Source organism: Allobosea sp. GW822-FHT05A11, from assembly GCF_058800455.1.
Window position 1 is genome coordinate 462,148 of record NZ_JBXAMI010000001.1, and the last position, 16,286, is coordinate 478,433.

17 protein-coding genes are annotated in these 16,286 nt (G+C 66.5%); 7 read left to right on the forward strand and 10 right to left on the reverse strand.

Annotated features, from left to right (window positions below; translation table 11 throughout):
• Position 1 precedes the first annotated feature (1 nt).
• Complete coding sequence (locus tag AC1RLU_RS02250) at positions 2-925, forward strand: DMT family transporter (protein ID WP_492793675.1); 924 nt, start codon at positions 2-4, stop codon at positions 923-925.
• A gap of 130 nt (positions 926-1,055) precedes the next feature.
• Here the strand turns inward: AC1RLU_RS02250 and AC1RLU_RS02255 are convergent, their stop codons facing one another.
• The 3 genes from AC1RLU_RS02255 to AC1RLU_RS02265 form a co-directional block, all read right to left on the reverse strand.
• The gene (locus tag AC1RLU_RS02255) at positions 1,056-3,020 is read right to left on the reverse strand and encodes a potassium transporter Kup (protein ID WP_082617576.1); all 1,965 of its coding nucleotides are present in this window, start codon (positions 3,018-3,020) and stop codon (positions 1,056-1,058) included.
• A 78-nt stretch (positions 3,021-3,098) separates the two neighbouring features.
• On the reverse strand, positions 3,099-4,373 hold the full coding sequence (gene ispG / locus AC1RLU_RS02260) for a flavodoxin-dependent (E)-4-hydroxy-3-methylbut-2-enyl-diphosphate synthase (protein ID WP_061969945.1): 1,275 nt from the start codon (positions 4,371-4,373) through the stop codon (positions 3,099-3,101).
• Positions 4,374-4,386: 13 nt separating this feature from the next.
• Positions 4,387-4,935: a Fur family transcriptional regulator gene (locus AC1RLU_RS02265; protein WP_492793676.1), complete on the reverse strand. Its 549-nt coding sequence runs from the start codon at positions 4,933-4,935 to the stop codon at positions 4,387-4,389.
• Positions 4,936-5,047: 112 nt separating this feature from the next.
• Between AC1RLU_RS02265 and AC1RLU_RS02270 the strand changes: the two genes are divergently transcribed.
• From AC1RLU_RS02270 to AC1RLU_RS02280, 3 genes are all read left to right on the forward strand, one after another.
• Positions 5,048-5,833: a 3-hydroxybutyrate dehydrogenase gene (locus AC1RLU_RS02270; RefSeq protein WP_492793677.1), complete on the forward strand. Its 786-nt coding sequence runs from the start codon at positions 5,048-5,050 to the stop codon at positions 5,831-5,833.
• On the forward strand, positions 5,830-6,903 hold the full coding sequence (locus AC1RLU_RS02275) for a patatin-like phospholipase family protein (protein ID WP_492793678.1): 1,074 nt from the start codon (positions 5,830-5,832) through the stop codon (positions 6,901-6,903). The genes AC1RLU_RS02270 and AC1RLU_RS02275 overlap by 4 nt, the downstream gene beginning before the upstream one ends.
• Before the next feature lie 123 nt (positions 6,904-7,026).
• Complete coding sequence (locus AC1RLU_RS02280) at positions 7,027-7,443, forward strand: DUF3830 family protein (protein WP_061969942.1); 417 nt, start codon at positions 7,027-7,029, stop codon at positions 7,441-7,443.
• 55 nt (positions 7,444-7,498) lie between these two features.
• Here the strand turns inward: AC1RLU_RS02280 and ybaL are convergent, their stop codons facing one another.
• Positions 7,499-9,370, reverse strand: a complete 1,872-nt coding sequence (ybaL, locus tag AC1RLU_RS02285; protein WP_492793679.1) for a YbaL family putative K(+) efflux transporter — start codon at positions 9,368-9,370, stop codon at positions 7,499-7,501.
• Positions 9,371-9,543: 173 nt separating this feature from the next.
• Positions 9,544-9,864 (reverse strand): polyhydroxyalkanoic acid system family protein, encoded by a 321-nt coding sequence (locus tag AC1RLU_RS02290; RefSeq protein ID WP_492793680.1) that lies wholly within the window; start codon positions 9,862-9,864, stop codon positions 9,544-9,546.
• A 134-nt stretch (positions 9,865-9,998) separates the two neighbouring features.
• On the opposite strand from AC1RLU_RS02290, the gene AC1RLU_RS02295 reads away from it, so the two are divergent.
• Positions 9,999-10,376, forward strand: coding sequence for a YkvA family protein (locus AC1RLU_RS02295; RefSeq protein ID WP_492793681.1), 378 nt, complete (start codon positions 9,999-10,001; stop codon positions 10,374-10,376).
• An 88-nt stretch (positions 10,377-10,464) separates the two neighbouring features.
• On the opposite strand, the gene AC1RLU_RS02300 is transcribed toward AC1RLU_RS02295, so the two are convergent.
• A complete protein-coding gene (locus tag AC1RLU_RS02300) occupies positions 10,465-10,674 on the reverse strand; it encodes a hypothetical protein (protein ID WP_061969936.1) in 210 nt (69 codons plus the stop codon).
• Between the two features lie 175 nt (positions 10,675-10,849).
• On the opposite strand from AC1RLU_RS02300, the gene AC1RLU_RS02305 reads away from it, so the two are divergent.
• On the forward strand, positions 10,850-11,512 hold the full coding sequence (locus AC1RLU_RS02305; protein ID WP_113584913.1) for a hypothetical protein: 663 nt from the start codon (positions 10,850-10,852) through the stop codon (positions 11,510-11,512).
• Positions 11,513-11,598: 86 nt separating this feature from the next.
• On the opposite strand, the gene AC1RLU_RS02310 is transcribed toward AC1RLU_RS02305, so the two are convergent.
• Positions 11,599-11,829 (reverse strand): hypothetical protein, encoded by a 231-nt coding sequence (locus AC1RLU_RS02310; RefSeq protein ID WP_244492923.1) that lies wholly within the window; start codon positions 11,827-11,829, stop codon positions 11,599-11,601.
• A gap of 326 nt (positions 11,830-12,155) precedes the next feature.
• On the opposite strand from AC1RLU_RS02310, the gene AC1RLU_RS02315 reads away from it, so the two are divergent.
• Positions 12,156-12,464 carry a DUF4156 domain-containing protein gene (locus AC1RLU_RS02315; RefSeq protein ID WP_061969931.1) on the forward strand — a complete coding sequence of 103 codons (309 nt, stop codon included), beginning with the start codon at positions 12,156-12,158 and terminating at the stop codon, positions 12,462-12,464.
• A gap of 46 nt (positions 12,465-12,510) precedes the next feature.
• On the opposite strand, the gene iolB is transcribed toward AC1RLU_RS02315, so the two are convergent.
• The 3 genes from iolB to iolD form a co-directional block, all read right to left on the reverse strand.
• The gene (gene iolB / locus AC1RLU_RS02320; protein ID WP_492793682.1) at positions 12,511-13,308 is read right to left on the reverse strand and encodes a 5-deoxy-glucuronate isomerase; all 798 of its coding nucleotides are present in this window, start codon (positions 13,306-13,308) and stop codon (positions 12,511-12,513) included.
• Positions 13,309-13,416: 108 nt separating this feature from the next.
• On the reverse strand, positions 13,417-14,301 hold the full coding sequence (gene iolE, locus AC1RLU_RS02325) for a myo-inosose-2 dehydratase (RefSeq protein WP_492793683.1): 885 nt from the start codon (positions 14,299-14,301) through the stop codon (positions 13,417-13,419).
• A 31-nt stretch (positions 14,302-14,332) separates the two neighbouring features.
• A complete protein-coding gene (gene iolD / locus AC1RLU_RS02330; RefSeq protein ID WP_492793684.1) occupies positions 14,333-16,183 on the reverse strand; it encodes a 3D-(3,5/4)-trihydroxycyclohexane-1,2-dione acylhydrolase (decyclizing) in 1,851 nt (616 codons plus the stop codon).
• Between the last annotated feature and the right edge of the window lie 103 nt (positions 16,184-16,286).

Consider the following 16,286-nt stretch of genomic DNA (forward strand, 5'->3'; position numbering starts at 1 on the left):
CGTGTCCCCTCCTTCAGCGGCGCCTTCCGAGACGGGTCGCGCGCGCATGGCCGCGATCGGCCTGATGTGCGCGGCTGTGCTGCTGTTCTCGCTGCTCGATACCAGCGCGAAATGGTTGGGCCAGTCGATGAACCCGCTGCAGGTGGTGTTCGCGCGCTATGCCGGCAGCATGATCCTGGTCCTGGCGATCATCAATCCATGGACGCGCCCCGGCGTGCTGCGGACCAGCCGCCCCTGGCTGCAATGGGGCCGCTCGCTGCTGCTGCTCGGCTCGACGGCGCTCAACTTCATCGCGCTGCGCTATCTCCAGCTCGCCGAGACGATCTCGATCATGTTCGCGACGCCGCTCCTGGTGGCGCTGGCGTCCGGGCCGCTGCTAGGGGAATGGCCGGGACCGCGCCGGCTTGCGGCGATCGGCGTCGGCTTCCTCGGCGTGCTGGTGGTGACGCGGCCGGGCGTCGGCGGCATGCATCCGGCGGCATTGCTGAGCGTGCTGGGCTGCCTGTGCTACGCCTTCTATTCGCTGGCGACGCGGGTGCTGTCCGGCCACGATTCATCGGAAACGACGATGATCTATTCGGGCGCGGCGGGGACGCTGGCGACTATTCCGCTCCTGCCCTGGATCTGGGAGACGCCGCAGACGCTGTTGCCCTGGCTGCTGATGTTCGCTGTCGGTGCGCTCGGCGGCTTCGGCCACTGGCTGCTGATCCTGGCGCATCGGCTGGCGCCGGCCACGGTGCTGGCGCCCTTCATCTACTCGCAGATCGTCTGGATGCTGCTGCTCGGCTGGCTGGTCTTCGACCAGTTGCCGGATCGCTGGACCTTTGTCGGCGCCGGCATCGTGATCTCGTCGGGGCTCTACCTGCTCTATCGCGAGCGGGTGCGGCATGTGCCGGAGGAAGCGGCTTCGGCCAGGCTGGATTAAGGCCGAAGAACGCGCGTCATGCTCGGGCTTGGCCCGAGCATCTCATGACACGGAGGCTCCTGGCCCCATCCTGGCAGCGATTCTCGGGTCTGCGCTTCGCTCCGCCCGAGAATGACGATGCGAGGCGTTCTTAGACCGTGACCTGCGTGCCGACCTCGACGACGCGGCCGGTCGGGATCTGGAAGAAGTCCGTGGCGTCGGTGGCGCTCTTGGTCAGGCCGATGAAGAGATTGTCCTGCCACATCGGCATGCCCGATTGCGGGGAAGCCTTGATCGAGCGGCGCGACAGGAAGAACGAGGTCGACATGATGTCGAACTTGAAGCCCTGCTTGCGCAGCATGGCCAGGCCCTTCGGCACGTTCGGGCTCTCCATGTAGCCGTAGACCATGTCGACGCGCCAGAAATCGTCGGTGATGCGGGCAAGGCGCACCCGCTCCTCCTCGACGACGCGAGGCGTATCGGCCGAGCGCACGGTCAGCACGACGTTGCGCTCGTGCAGCACCTTGTTGTGCTTGAGGTTGTGCAGCAGCGAGGCCGGCGCGGTCTCGGGGTCGCTGGTCAGGAAGACGGCCATGCCCTTGACGCGAGCGGGCGGGCTCTTCGAGAGCATGGTGACGAGCTCGAGCAGCGGCACGTCGGTCTTGCGGGTCTTGTCGAACAGGATCTTGGTGCCGCGCATCCAGGTCCACATCACCAGCGTCAGGCCCATGGCGAGCAGCACCGGCACATAGCCGCCGTGGAACAGCTTCAGCATATTGGCCGAGAAGAAGGAGACGTCGACCAGGAAGAAAGGCAGGATGAGGGCGGCGGTCGCCAGCGGGCTCCAGCCCCAGTGGCGGCGGATGACGATCGAGGCCAGCATCGACGAGACCACCATCGTCCCGAAGACCGAGATGCCATAGGCATGCGACAGGCTCGACGACGTCCGGAACGACCAGACCAGGATCAGCACCACGACCAGCAGCAGCAGGTTGACGCGGGGCACGTAGATCTGGCCCGAAGTCTGCTCGGAGGTGTGACGGATCTCCATGCGCGGCAGGAGGCCGAGCTGGATCGCCTGCCGGGTCAGGGAGAAGGCGCCAGTGATCACCGATTGGCTGGCGATGATGGTCGCGACCGTCGCCATGATCACGAAGGGCAGCAGCAGGCCCTGCGGCGCGAGCCGGTAGAACGGATTGTCGATGGCGCTGGGATCAGAGAGGATCAGCGCGCCCTGGCCGAGATAGTTGAGCCAGAGAGCCGGGAAGACGACATAGAGCCAGGCGCTCCGGATCGGGCCGCGGCCGAAATGGCCCATATCGGCATAGAGCGCCTCGGCACCCGTCACCGCCAGACAGACCGAGCCGAGCACGGCCAGCGCCACGCCGGCATGGTCGTGGAAGAACAGCAGCGCGTAATACGGATTGATCGAGCGGAAGACGCTGAGATCATCGGCAATGTGATAGATGCCGAGCCCGGCCAGCGTCAGGAACCAGACCAGCATGATCGGACCAAAAAAGGTCGCGACACGATGGGTCCCGTGGCTCTGCATGACGAACAGGCCGATCAGGATCGCCGATGCGATCCAGAGGATATAATCGTTCAGTGCGGGCGTGATCAGCTTGACGCCTTCGATCGCGGAGAGAACCGAGATCGCCGGAGTGATGACGGTATCGCCGTAGAACAGGCCGGCGCCGATCATGCCGAGCAGCAGCGCGACATGGCTGCGCGCCCGCCCGAGGCTGCGCTGGGCCAGCGCGACGAGGGTGAGGATGCCGCCTTCGCCGTTATTGTCGGCGCGCATCAACAGCACGACATATTTCAGCGTCACCACGATGACGAGCGACCAGAGAATCAGCGAGAGCACGCCGATGACGACGGTCGGAGGAATGACCGCGCCCTCTTCGCCGCCGGTCGCGGCCAGCAGCGTCTCGCGCAGCGCGTAGAGCGGGCTGGTGCCGATATCGCCGTAGACGACGCCGAGCGCGCCCAGAGCCAGCGCCCCGACGCCCATCTTGCCGTGACCGTGGCCGCCATTCTGGCCATGGGCGGCGTCGAGCCCGAAGCGTGAATCCTCCGGCCGAACGGTCGCAGGATTCGGGTTCTCATGCCCCATCAGGGATCTCCGCTCATGCTGCGGTGCAGCGAAAGGCCGGGGCCTCTAGCACGTTGCGGGCGGCGCGCAAAGGCGGGATCAGCCAGTGGCGCCGAGGCCGACGCCGAAGCGCCGCTCGATATAGCTGGCGACCATGGCCTTGAATTCGGCGGCGATGCCGGCGCCGCGGAGCGTTGCGACCTTTTTGCCATCGACGAAAACGGGCGCCGTCGGCGCCTCGCCGGTGCCGGGCAGCGAGATGCCGATATCGGCATGCTTGGATTCGCCGGGGCCGTTGACGATGCAGCCCATCACCGCGACGTTGAGGTTCTCGACGCCGGGATACTGCGTCTTCCATTCCGGCATGGAATTCGAAATCCAGCTCTGGATATCCTGCGCCAGCTCCTGGAACACGGTCGAGGTGGTGCGGCCGCAGCCAGGGCAGGCGGCAACCAGCGGCACGAAGGCGCGGAAGCCCATGGTCTGGAGCAATTCCTGCGCCGTCCTGACCTCGAGCGTGCGGTCGCCGCCAGGCTCCGGGGTCAGCGAATAGCGGATGGTGTCGCCGATGCCTTCCTGCAGCAGGATGCCGAGCGCGGCCGAGGAGGCGACGATGCCCTTCGAGCCCATGCCGGCCTCGGTCAGGCCGAGATGGATGGCGTAGTTCGCCCGGCTCGCCAGCATGCGGTAGACCGTGATCAGGTCCTGCACGCCGGAGACCTTGGCGGAGAGGATGATGTATTCGCGTGCGAGCCCGATCTCCTCGGCGCGCTCGGCCGAAAGCAGGGCCGATTGCACCATCGCCTCGCGCATGATGGCGCGGGCATCGAGCGGGCGCACGGCACGCGCGTTCTCGTCCATCAGCGCGGTCAGCAGTTCCTGATCGAGCGAGCCCCAGTTGGCGCCGATCCGCACCGGCTTGCGATGCTTGATCGCGAGCTCGATGATCTGGCTGAACTGCTTGTCCTTCTTGTCCTTGAAGCCGACATTGCCGGGGTTGATCCGGTATTTCGCCAGCGCCTCGGCGCAGGCTGGATGATCGGCGAGCAGCTTGTGGCCGATATAATGGAAGTCCCCGACGAGGGGCACATCGACGCCGATGCGGTCGAGCCGCTCGCGGATCTTCGGCACGGCAGCCGCCGCCTCGTCGCGATCGACGGTGATGCGGACGAGTTCCGAGCCCTGGCGGGCGAGTGCGGCGACCTGCGCGACCGTGCCGGCGATATCGGCGGTGTCGGTATTGGTCATCGACTGCACGACGATGGGTGCGCCGCCGCCGACCGTGACATGGCCGACCTTGACCGGGACGGTGAGCTGCCGGCCCAGCGGGCCTGCGCGTTCCGGCGTCAGATAGGAAAAGGCGCGCTCGTTCATGCGGGCTGCTCTATCACGATCCGGAATTGCGGCAATGCTCGCATCGCCCGACGATCTCGACCATCTGGTGCGAGGGTGAGAATTGCCGGTTTTCGGCGATCGCCGCCACCGCTTTCTTCATGGCGGGCGAGGAATCCTCGTCGACCCCGCCGCAGGATTCGCAGATCAGGAAGGCGACGACCTCGTTCGCGCCATGGCCGTGAAGGCAGGCGACATAGGCATTCTTCGAGGAGAGCCGGTGGACGAAGCCCTGCTCGACCAGAAAATCGAGCGCGCGGTAGATCGAGATCGGCGCGAGGCGGCGCCCGCCGGCCGGCGAGATGCGGTCGGCGAGATCATAGGCCCCGACCGGGCGGTGGTCGGCATGGAGCGCCTCCAGCGCCTGCCGCCGGATCGGAGTCAGGCGCAGGCCCCGCTCGCGGCAGATGCGTTCGGCCCGGGCGAGGGCCTCCGCGGCGTGGCGGCGATGGTCCTCGGCATGGCGGCAAGGCCCCTCGGCATGGGTATGCGATGCATGGTCATGATCGCCGTGATGATGCGCGTCAGGCTGCATTTTCGTCATGTTGCGTTGCGAAGACTCATCGGGCACCCTGCGACGATATCCTGTCGGCGCATCGTCCGTTCGACCCCGAACCTAAGCATTTTCTCCCCGATTGTCAGGAGCCTTGACGCTCATGTTCCTCAAAGACCGTACCGCCGCCATTACCGGCTCGACCTCCGGCATCGGGTTGGCCTATGCCCGCGCGCTCGCAGCCGAGGGTGCCAACCTCGTCATCAACGGCATCATGGCCCCGGCCGATGCCGAGAAGCTGCGCACCGATCTGGAACAGGAATTCGGCATCAAGGTGGTGTTTTCGGGCGCCGACATGACCAAGCCCGCCGAAATCGCCGGCTTCATCGCCGAGGGCGAGAAGGTCTTCGGCGCGATCGACATCCTGATCAACAATGCCGGCATCCAGTATGTCGCGCCGATCGACGAGTTCCCGATCGAGAAATGGGACCAGATCATCGCGATCAACCTGTCCTCGGCCTTCCACACGATCCGCGCCGCCCTGCCGAAGATGAAGGAGAAGGGCTGGGGCCGCATCATCAACACCGCCTCGGCGCATGCGCTGGTCGCCTCACCCTTCAAGTCGGCCTATGTCGCGGCCAAGCACGGCATTGCCGGCCTGACCAAGACGGTGGCGCTCGAAGTCGCGACCAAGGGCATCACCGTCAACGCTATCGCACCGGGCTATGTCTGGACGCCGCTGGTCGAGAAGCAGATCCCGGACACGATGAAGGTCCGCGGCCTCACCAAGGAACAGGTCATCAACGACGTGATGCTGTCCGGGCAGCCGACCAAGGAATTCGTTACGGTCGAGCAGGTCGCGGCGCTCGCCGTGTTCCTGTGCACGGATTCGGCCAAGTCGATCACCGGAACGACCCTGCCGATCGATGGCGGCTGGACTGCCGCGTGAGCGGGCGCCCCTCCCGCAAGGCCGAACCGGTCAAGGGGCTGGTCGGCCCCAAGGCCGAGAAGACGGTTTCGCTGGCGCTGCAGGGCGGAGGCGCGCATGGCGCCTTCACCTGGGGCGTGCTCGACGCCATCCTGGAGGACGGGCGCCTCGGCATCGAGGCGCTGACCGGCACCAGCGCGGGTGCGATGAACGCGGTCGTGCTGGCCGAGGGCTGGATCGATGGCGGGGCCGATGGCGCGCGCACCAAGCTCGAGGCCTTCTGGCGGGCGATCAGCGTCGACGGCAAATATGGCGGCTCGGAACGCTCGCTGCTCGACACGATGCTCGGCGCCTGGGGCAATAATAACGGCACGCCGCCGGGCATGCTGTTCTTCGAGATGTTCGCGAAGGTGGCGAGCCCCTATGATGTCAATCCGCTGAACATCAACCCGCTGCGCGGCGTCGTCGCCGACCTCATCGATTTCGACAAGGTCAGGGCCTGCGATGCGGTGAAGCTGTTCATCGCGGCGACCAATGTCCGCACCGGCAAGATCGCCGTGTTCGACGGCAAGGACCTGACCCCCGACCATGTGATGGCCTCGGCCTGCCTGCCGATGGTGTTCCAGGCGGTGGAGATCGACGGCGAGGCCTATTGGGACGGCGGCTATATGGGCAACCCCGCCCTGTTCCCGCTGTTCTACAAGGCGCATTGCGACGACATCCTGCTCGTGCAGATCAACCCGATCCAGCGGCGGGAATTGCCGACCAAGGCGCGCGAGATCCAGGACCGGCTGAACGAGATCACCTTCAACGCCTCGATGCTGCGCGAGCTCCGCGCGATCGACTTCGTCAACCGCCTGATCGACGACGGCAAGCTGCCGCGCGAGGAATACAAGCGCGTGCTGATGCATCGGATCGACGGCGGCCCGCCGCTGGCGGAATTGACCTCGTCCTCGCGGATGAACGCGGAATGGTCCTTCCTCCTCAAATTGCGCGACATGGGGCGCACCGCCGGCCGGCGCTGGCTGAAGCGCAATTACGAGGCGATCGGCAAGAGCGGGACGCTCGACCTCAGGGAAGCGATCGGCTGAGCAACGCGGCGTCGGCATCCTTCACGTTCCGGCGTCGCAGTTGTTCCGGCGGCGCTCTTGCGCCGGCCCTGGACGCGGTGTCATTCAGCGGGGCCGAAGCTTTTCCAGGAAGACGGGGATTTCATGAGCAAGCTGATCGTCACCGCCGGGCCGTTCAAGTTCGACGCCAGGTTCGAGCTGGAAGCCGCCCCCAAGACCTGCGCCGCCTTCAGGAAGCAGATGCCGTTCATCAGCAAGATGGTGCATGTGCGCTGGAGCGGCGAGGGCGTCTGGATGCCGCTCGGCGATCTCGATTTCGGCGTCGGCTACGAGAACAACACGGCCTATCCCGCGCCCGGCCACATCATCCTGTATCCGGGTGGCGTCAGCGAGACCGAGATCCTGCTCGCCTATGGCGGCGTGCAGTTCGCCAGCAAGGCCGGCGTGCTCTCCGGCAACCACTTCATCACCCTGACCTCGGGGCTGGAGAACCTCTACACGCTCGGCCGCAAGACGCTCTACGAAGGCGTGCAGGACGTGCGCTTCGATCTCGTCGACTGAGCACGATCGGCGACTGAATGCGAAAAGGGTGGGGCGCGGCGCGTCCCGCCCTTTTTCACGCCGCCGCCGGGGGATCGGCCGGCGGGTCTTCCGCCGACCCGGTGGCGGATGGTCTCGGAGTCGGCAACAAGGCGATCACCCCGGGCGTTGCTGCGTTGGGGGAAGCATCCGGCTCGGCCGGCGCGGGCTTGGCGCCGTCGGCAAGATTCTGGCAGAGCGAGAGCATGGCGCGGGCGATCTCGGCCTCGCCCATGATCGTCAGCGTCGCCCCGCATTTGGTGAGGTGCGCGACCTCGGCATCGGAATGGGCGCGGGCGACGATCGGCAAGGCCGGGTTCTCGGCACGGGCCTGCTCGCAGACCTGCCCGGCCTCGAAGCTGCCGGGGATGGCAACGAAGAGGCGCACGGCCCGGCCGACCGCGGCGGCGGCCAGCACCTCGGGGTCGGCGGCGTTGCCGACGAGAAGCTCCGCACCGTCGCGCTTGGCGGTCGCGACCGCATCGGGATTGTCCTCGATGACCAGGAGCTTCGCGCCTTGCGAGAGCAGGCCGGCGCCGAGCAGGCTGCCGACGCGGCCATAGCCGACGACGACAATGTGGCTGTCCAGGCTGGTCGGGGCGATGTCGCGCTCCGGCGGGGCCTCGACTTCAGACTCTGGCGCGGCGGCCTTCTCGGGCTCGCCCGCCTCGGCGGGAGCTGCCGGCTTCGGCTTCGCGGCGGGGGTCTCCGGCGCCAGGCGCTCCGCCAGGGCGAACATCACCGGGTTGAGCAGGATCGATAGGATCGCGCCGGCGAGGATCAGGTCGCGTCCCTGCGCCGGCAGGATGCCGAGCGCCGTGCCGAGGCCGGCGAGGATGAAGGAGAACTCGCCGATCTGGGCGAGCGAGGCCGAGATGGTCAGGGCGGAGGTCTGGGGGCGGCCGAAGGCGCGCATGATCATCCAGGCCGCGACGGACTTGCCGATCAGGATGATGGCGAGGGTGCCGATCAGGGGGCCTGGTGCGCGCAGGAGGATGCCGGGGTCGAAGAGCATGCCGACCGAGACGAAGAACAGCACCGCGAAGGCGTCGCGCAGCGGCAGCGTCTCCTCGGCCGCGCGCTGCGAGAGCGGCGATTCCGACAGGATCATGCCGGCGAAGAAGGCGCCGAGCGCGAAGGAGACCCCGAACAGGGTCGCAGCCGCATAGGCGACGCCGAGCGCGACAGCGAGAACCGCAAGCCGGAACAGCTCGCGCGAGCCGGTATGCGCGACCCAGTGCAGCACCCAGGGAATGACGCGCCGGCCGATGACGAGCATGAAGGCGAGGAAGCCGACCAGCTTGGCGAAGGTCAGGCCGAGCACGCCCCAGACGCCGAGATCGAAGCGGGTCGCGAGCGGGGCGCTGCCGCCGGACGACGAGCCGTTGATGATCTCCGCCACCACCGGCAGCAGCACCAGCGCCAGAACCATGGCGATGTCCTCGACGATCAGCCAGCCGACGGCGATGCGGCCACGCTCGGTCTGGACCAGTCGCCGCTCCTGCAACGAGCGCAGCAGGACGACCGTCGAGGCGGTGGACAGTGCGAGGCCGAAGACAATGCCCGAAAACCAGTTCCAGCCGAGCAGCGTGCCGAGCCCGAGTCCGAGCAGCGTCGCGATGCCGATCTGGACGACGGCGCCGGGCACGGCGATCGCCTTCACCGAGAGCAGGTCCTTCAGGGAGAAATGCAGGCCGACGCCGAACATCAGCAGGATGACGCCGATCTCGGCCAGCTCGTTGGCGAGGTTCTGATCACCGACGAAGCCCGGCGTGAACGGGCCGGCGGCGACACCGGCCAGGAGATAGCCGACGAGAGGGGAGATCCGCAGCCTCTGGGCGATTGATCCGAAGACGAAAGCAAGGCCGAGGCCCGCGACAACGATGGCGATCAGCGGGCCGTGATGCATGGCTCTCCCGAATCCGAAAGGTCAAGAAATCAAGATTGTTTGAACATTCGGAGCATGGGGTTTCGGGGCAGGGATTTCAACCGAAAGGCGTACGACTTTTCGGGCTTCGCTGCCGAAATTCCGGGCTGTTCGGATGGGGTGCGGCAGCGGGAGGGCTCGAAGGCGCAGATGCCTCAGGCCTTCGGCTTCTCCAGCAAGATCCGGCCTTGCTTCTCGACGCCGATCTTGAGCTTCTCGGCGAACATCGCGAGCATCCAGGGCAGGCTCACCTCGACGCGGATGAGGCGGTCCTCGACTTCGACGCGGCCATGGACGGTCTGGCCGAGCGCGCCGACACCGAAATGCAGGGCATCGCCCTCCCAGCGTTCCTCGACCAGCTGCATCCTGACCATGCCGAGCCGGTCGCGGATCTTGTCGACGCCGCCGCGCAGGCGCGCCAGCGCGGCGTCCCGGCCGAGATCATGCGAGATGGTGATGGAAACGGGTTTGCCCATGACTGCTCATCGGAAAGGAAGGAGGGCTCTACATGGCAATGATATGGGCGCATTTCCAGCGCAGCGAACAATGAGACCCGGCAGCGGACATCTGCTAACGGGACGGCGCGGAATCGAAACCGGTAAGGCCTGTCATGCTCGAACGAGCGAAGCAATGGGCGCGCCTGCTCAAGCGGGATGTGCTCGCCCTGTGGATCGCGGCCCGTGACAGCCGGACGCCGTGGTATGCGAAGCTCGTGGCGGGGGCAGTCGCCGCCTATGCCCTCAGCCCCATCGACCTCATCCCGGATTTCATCCCGATCCTGGGCTATCTCGACGACCTGATCATCGTGCCGCTCGGCATCCTGCTGGTCGTGAAGCTCATTCCCCCCGGTTTGATGGCCGAATACCGGGAGATGGCGGCCGGGCAGGCGGAGCAGGCGAGCTATGGCGGCATGGCCGCGATCCTGGCGATCTGGATTGGAGCCGGGGCTGCGCTGCTCTGGTGGCTCTGGCCGGCAGGATCATTCTGAGTATCGGCGGCCACGCATGGAAAAGCCCGCCGAAGGGGCGGGCCTGGTTGTCCATCGCTTGTGCCGGATCATCCGGCCGTCATCCGCCTCAATCGCGTTCGCTCAGGCGCTTCTGGCCGGTCTGAGTGACCCGCCAGATGGCTCCGTCGGCTTCGACGAGGCCACGATCCTGCAGGGAATGCAGCATCGTCTCGTCGAAGATGAAGTGGCGGGTCTCCTCCTCGATGCTCTCCAGTGCGATCCATTCGGGATCGGAGAGAACGAACGGGTGAGCGATCTGGAGGTGCTGAACATGCATGCGCGTCTCCTTCTCGTTGAATGCCCCTGTGCTCGGGTCAATCGCATTCAATCATGACGCGGTCGTGGCCGAAGCGGCGGCGAATCGTGGTTCGGTTGTTTTGTCGCGGTCTGGAACCCGGCCGCTCCCGCTTCGTTCTCTGGCCATGACCCCTTCCAAGAACGGAGAGACCGCCATGGCGATCAGCAACAGTTTCCCGCCCGATGTTCCGAAAGCCGTCGACGAGGCCGGCGAGGCCGTGGGAGCCAGCGTGAGCAGCCTGCGCGGCAAGGCGGCCGATCTCGCGGGCAAGGCCGGGGAGACCGTCAAGGATCATTACGAGCGAGCCAAGGATGCGTGGGACGAGGCCGAGCCGCTCGAGGCGGTCCGCGGCGGCGGGCAGGCCGTGGTGCAGAGCGTCGAGCGTCACCCGCTCGCGGCGCTTGGTCTGGGTGTGGCCGGCATCGGCCTCGTCGCCTGGGCGATGTTGCGCAGTCAGCCTTCCTCGGGTTGGGAGCGCTATCAGCCTGACTATGGGCGCTGGCGCGGCTGGCTCCAGGATTACGGCTCCGATGCGGCCGATGCCGGCAATAGGGCCTTGAAATCGGGCGGCAGCTGGCTGCGCTCGCATCGCGATGTCGCGGATGATTATGCCGGCCGCGCCGGCGACTATGCGGCGATGGCCCGCGACTATGCAGACAGGGGTGGGCGCATGCTGGCGAAGCGGGCCGAACGCGAGCCGATGGCGGTCGTCGTCGGGCTCGGGCTCGCGGCCTATGTGATCGGCTCGCTCCTGAGTTCGGGTTCGTCCAGCGAGCCGGCAGCCGCACCTGCCCGCAAGCGGGCCGCCCGGCGCTGACGGGCAATAAAAAAAGCCCTGCGGCGCGAAACGCCGCAGGGCTCGAAGAGCTGACGGGGTGCCTTCCGAAGAGGGCGCCCGCTATCTTACCACCAGTAGCCGCGGCGGCCGTAGTAGCCACGGCCGTAATAGGAGCGGTTGTCGGCGGCGATCAGCGCACCACCGACGACGCCGGCGGCGACGCCAGCCGCGACAGCCGAGCCGGCTTCGTTCGAGGCGCGGCGGTTCTCGACATAATTCGCCGAGCGGCACTTCTGGTAGGCGCGGGTGCCGGGGCGGAAGCCCTGGGCCTCACAGGTCACTTCGGCGTCGGCCATTGACTCCTGCGCGGTCTGACAACCAGCGAGAAGAGCGGCCATGGCGCCAACGATCAGAATGCTACGCATATTTTATCCCTTTTCAGCCTCCCATTGGCCTGAGGTGGACTTAAGAGCAGCTCGGTCTGCAGGTCAAGAATGACGCGGGCTTTGCGTTAAAGTTCGCGGCGTCAAATCGCGACAATTCCGCTGGAATTGCGACAGTTCGGCGGAGTCGCCGGCGATGCAGGGCGCGCCGGAGCGGTTTCACGCGGGCTCAGGCTTGCATTTGTGCCGAAGCGGGCGAACATGGGCGCAGACCCGATCAGCCCAGTCCGGACGTGACGATGCCCCGCTTTTTCATCCTTCTGCCGGCCCTGCTGCTTGGCGCCTGCGCCTATCACACCTCGCGCAGCAGCATCGTGGTCGTGACCGATGCGAAGAGTGTTGTGGAGAATTGCGCGAAGCTTGGTGAAGTCGACGGGCAGGACAGCTCCCAGGTCATCATGCCGCTCGACAAGACGCGCGATTCGGTGATCACGCGCTTGAAGATCGCCGCGGCGGAGCTGGGGGGGACGCATGTCCTCGCCAACGCTGCCGATATCAAATGGAAGGGCCCGGACACCAAGGGCGCCGTCTACAAGTGCAATCCCTGAGACGCGAGCGAACCGCGCCGCCGTCAGCTGATCCGGCCGGCATCGGTCAGCCCTTCAGCAGCCATTCGTGCTCGGCGGCGTTGTGGAATTTCCAGGTCCGCTGCGGGCCGGCCATGACGTTGAGATAATAGAGATCGTAGCCGTGGCAGGTGGCGCAGGGATGATAGCCCTTCGGCACCAGCACGACGTCGCCATCCTCGATCGCCATCGCCTCGTCCAGGCTGCGATCATCTGTATAGACGCGCTGGAAGCCGAAGCCCTGCGGCGGGTTGAGGCGATGGTAATAGGTCTCCTCCAGATGGGATTCGCGCGGCAGGTCGTCCCGGTCGTGCTTGTGCGGGGGATAGCTGGAGGTGTTGCCGGCCGGCGTGATGACCTCGACCACCAGCAGCGAATCCGCCGGCTCGTTCTCGGGCAGGATGTTGGTGACGTGGCGGGTGTTGGAGCCCTTGCCGCGGATCTCCTGTCCGAGATCGTCCGGCCCGATGACGCGGACGGGCAGGCCGCCCTTGAGGCCAGGCGCCGTGCAGACGGCGAGTTCGAGATCGGTCGTCGCGGTGACCGACCAGTCGGAGCCCTCAGGGAGATAGACCGACCAGGGCTTGCCCTCGAAGGGGCTCATCCGCTGGCCGAGTTCGCCGAGCGCGGCGCCGCCGGCCGCGACCTTGCCCTTGCCGGTGACGAAGACGAGGCAGGTCTCGCGATCGCCGGTCGCGGCCGAGACGGTCTCGCCCGGCTTCAGGCGATGCAGATCGAAGCCGACATAGGTCCAGCCGGCGCTTTCCGGCGTGACATGGGTAACGCGGCCGCTCTTGCCCTGCGGCTTGACCTTGAGATGGGACATCGGCTGTTTCCTATCTGTTACGCTCGTCATGCTCGGGCTCGACCCGAGCATCTCCTGCCAGAGATTCTTGGGTCTGCGCTACGCTACGCCCGAGAATGACGGCCTTATTCAAGCCAGCCCGGCTTCCCTGATGAAGCGGGTGAGATTGGCGTGGCCGAGCTTCGCATAGGTCGCGGGCTCCGCCTTCTTCGGATCCTGCTCGGCCTCGACCACGATCCAGCCGGAATAGCCCTGAAGCTCCCGGAGCACGCGGACATAGTCGATCAGGCCGTCGCCCGGTACGGTGTAGACGCCGGCGAGCACGGATTCGAGGAAGGACCAGTCCTCGCGATTGGAGCGCCACATCACAGCCTCGCGGATGTCCTTGCAGTGGACATGGTGGATGCGCGCCTTCCAGTGTCTGATGATGCGGGCAGGATCGCCGCCGCCCCAGGTGGCGTGGCCGGTGTCGAGCAGCAGGCCCACGGTCGGGCTGGTGACGCCCATGAACCGGTCGATCTCGGCCTCGGTCTGCACCACCGTGCCCATATGGTGGTGATAGACGAGCTGCAAACCGTATTCGGCCTTCAGGGCTTCAGCGAAATTAGTGTAGCGCGCGCCGAAATCGTCCCAGCGGTTCTTCGGCAGGACGGGCCGGGCCGAGAGCGGCTTGGTGATGTCCGAATGGATCGCGTTCGAGGTCTCTGCGGCGATCAGGACCGAGCAGCCCATGTCGCGCAGCAGCGTCGCATGAGCCTTCACCGCCACCATCTCGGCGGCGACGTCGCGGACGAGCAGCTCGGTCGAGTACCAGCCGGAAACCAGAGCGTGGCCATGGGCGTCGAGGATCGGCTTCAACTTCGCCGCCTCGCGCGGGAATTTGTTGCCGAGCTCCATGCCGGTGAAGCCGGCTTCTCGGGCTTCCGTCAGGCAGGTCTCAAGCGGGATGTCGCCGCCGATCTCCAGCATGTCGTCATTCGACCAGCCGATGGGGTTCGCGCCGATGCGGATCATGTGTCGGGTCTTTCTCGCCTATGGGAACGGCTTAGTTGCCGATGGTCTGACGCTTGCGTCGTTCGTCGTAATTCGCCCGTGCCGTGCGGACCTCGGCGCGCTCGCTGACCTCGGGCACCGCGACGTCCCACCAGGCGCCGCCGGAGCCGGTCGAGATCAGCGGGTCGGTGTCGATCACGACGACGGTCGTGCGGGTGTTGGTCTTGGCCTGCGCCAGCGCGGCTTCCAGCTCGGCGATCGAGGCGGCCTTCACCGCGATCGCGCCCATGCTGGTGGCGTGCTGGACGAAATCGATCTCCGGCAGCGTCTCGTGCCTGCTGTCCTTGAGCAGGTTGTTGAAGCTCTGGCCGCCGGTGGCCATCTGCAGGCGATTGATGCAGCCGAAGCCGCGATTGTCGAGCAGGACGATGGTGAGCTTGAGGCCCAGCATCACCGAGGTCGCGATCTCGGAATTGAGCATCAGGTAGGAGCCGTCGCCGACCATGACGACGACCTCCTTGTCGGGCCTCGCCATCTTGGCGCCGAGCCCACCGGCGATCTCGTAGCCCATGCAGGAGAAGCCGTATTCGGCATGGTAGGAGCCGGGCGTTCCCGCCTGCCAGAGCTTGTGCAATTCGCCCGGCAACCCGCCCGCGGCATGAAGCAGGATGACGTCCGAACCCAGCGTGCGCTGGACCGCGCCGATGACCTGGGCGTCCGAGGGCAGGGCGGCATTGCTGGCGGCGGTGGCCTTGCCGGCCTCCTTCTGCCAATCGGCTTTGCCGGCCTTGGCGTTGTTGGTCCAGCTCTCCGGCGCCTTCCAGCCACCGATGGCCTCCGCCAGCTCGGCGAGACCCTCGCGGGCGTCGGCGACGACGGGCAAGGCGCGATGCTTGCCGGCGTCGAAGGGTTGGACGTTAAGGCCGATGATCGTTTTCCCGGCAGCGCCAAACAGTGCCCAGGAGCCGGTGGTGAAGTCCTGCAGGCGGGTGCCCACCGCGAGCACGAGATCGGCCTCGGCGGCGAGCCGGTTTGCAGCGCCCGTTCCGGTGACGCCGACGGCGGCCATGTTGAGCGCGTCGTCGTCGGGCAGGGCGGATTTTCCGCCTTGCGTCTCACAGACGGGAATGCCGGTCGCGGCCGAGAAGCGGGCGAGCTCGTCGCTGGCGCCGGAATAGAGCACGCCGCCGCCGGAGACGATCAGCGGCTTCTGCGCTGCCTTCAGCGCCTCCGCTGCGGCTTTCAGTTCGACCCGGTCGGCGCGGGGGCGGCGCGGCGTCCAGAGGCGCTCGGTGAAGAAGCTCTCGGGATAGTCATAGGCCTCTGCCTGCACATCCTGGCAGAGCGCGAGCGTGACCGGGCCGCATTCGGCAGGGTCAGTCAGGACCTGCATGGCGCGGGCGAGCGCCGGGATGATCTGCTCGGGCCGGGTGATGCGGTCGAAATAGCGCGAGACCGGCCGGAAGCAGTCGTTCGCCGAGACGGTGCCGTCACTGAGCCCCTCGACCTGCTGAAGCACCGGATCGGGAATGCGGTTGGCGAAGACGTCGCCCGGCAGCAGCAGAACCGGCAGGCGGTTGACATGGGCGAGCGCGGCGGCGGTGACGAGATTGGTGGCGCCGGGGCCGATCGAGGTCGTTGCGGCCATGAAGCGGCGGCGCATGTTGGCCTTGGCATAGGCGATGGCGGCATGGGCCATGGCCTGCTCGTTATGGGCGCGGAAGGTCGGCAGGCGTTCGCGTTCGTGCCAGAGAGCCTCGCCGAGGCCCGCGACATTGCCATGGCCGAAGATCGCCCAGACGCCACCGAAGATCGGCAGGCGCTGCCCATCGATCTCGGTCATCTGGCGGCTAAGGAAGCGCGTCAGCGCCTGCGCCATGGTGAGGCGGACGGTGCGGGTCATGTCGGCTTCCGACTCTCTACAACAAGTAACGACGTCATCCCGGGCGAGCGAAGCGAGACCCGGGATCCATTCTGGAGCCTAGCCAATGAAGGCTCCGGAGTGG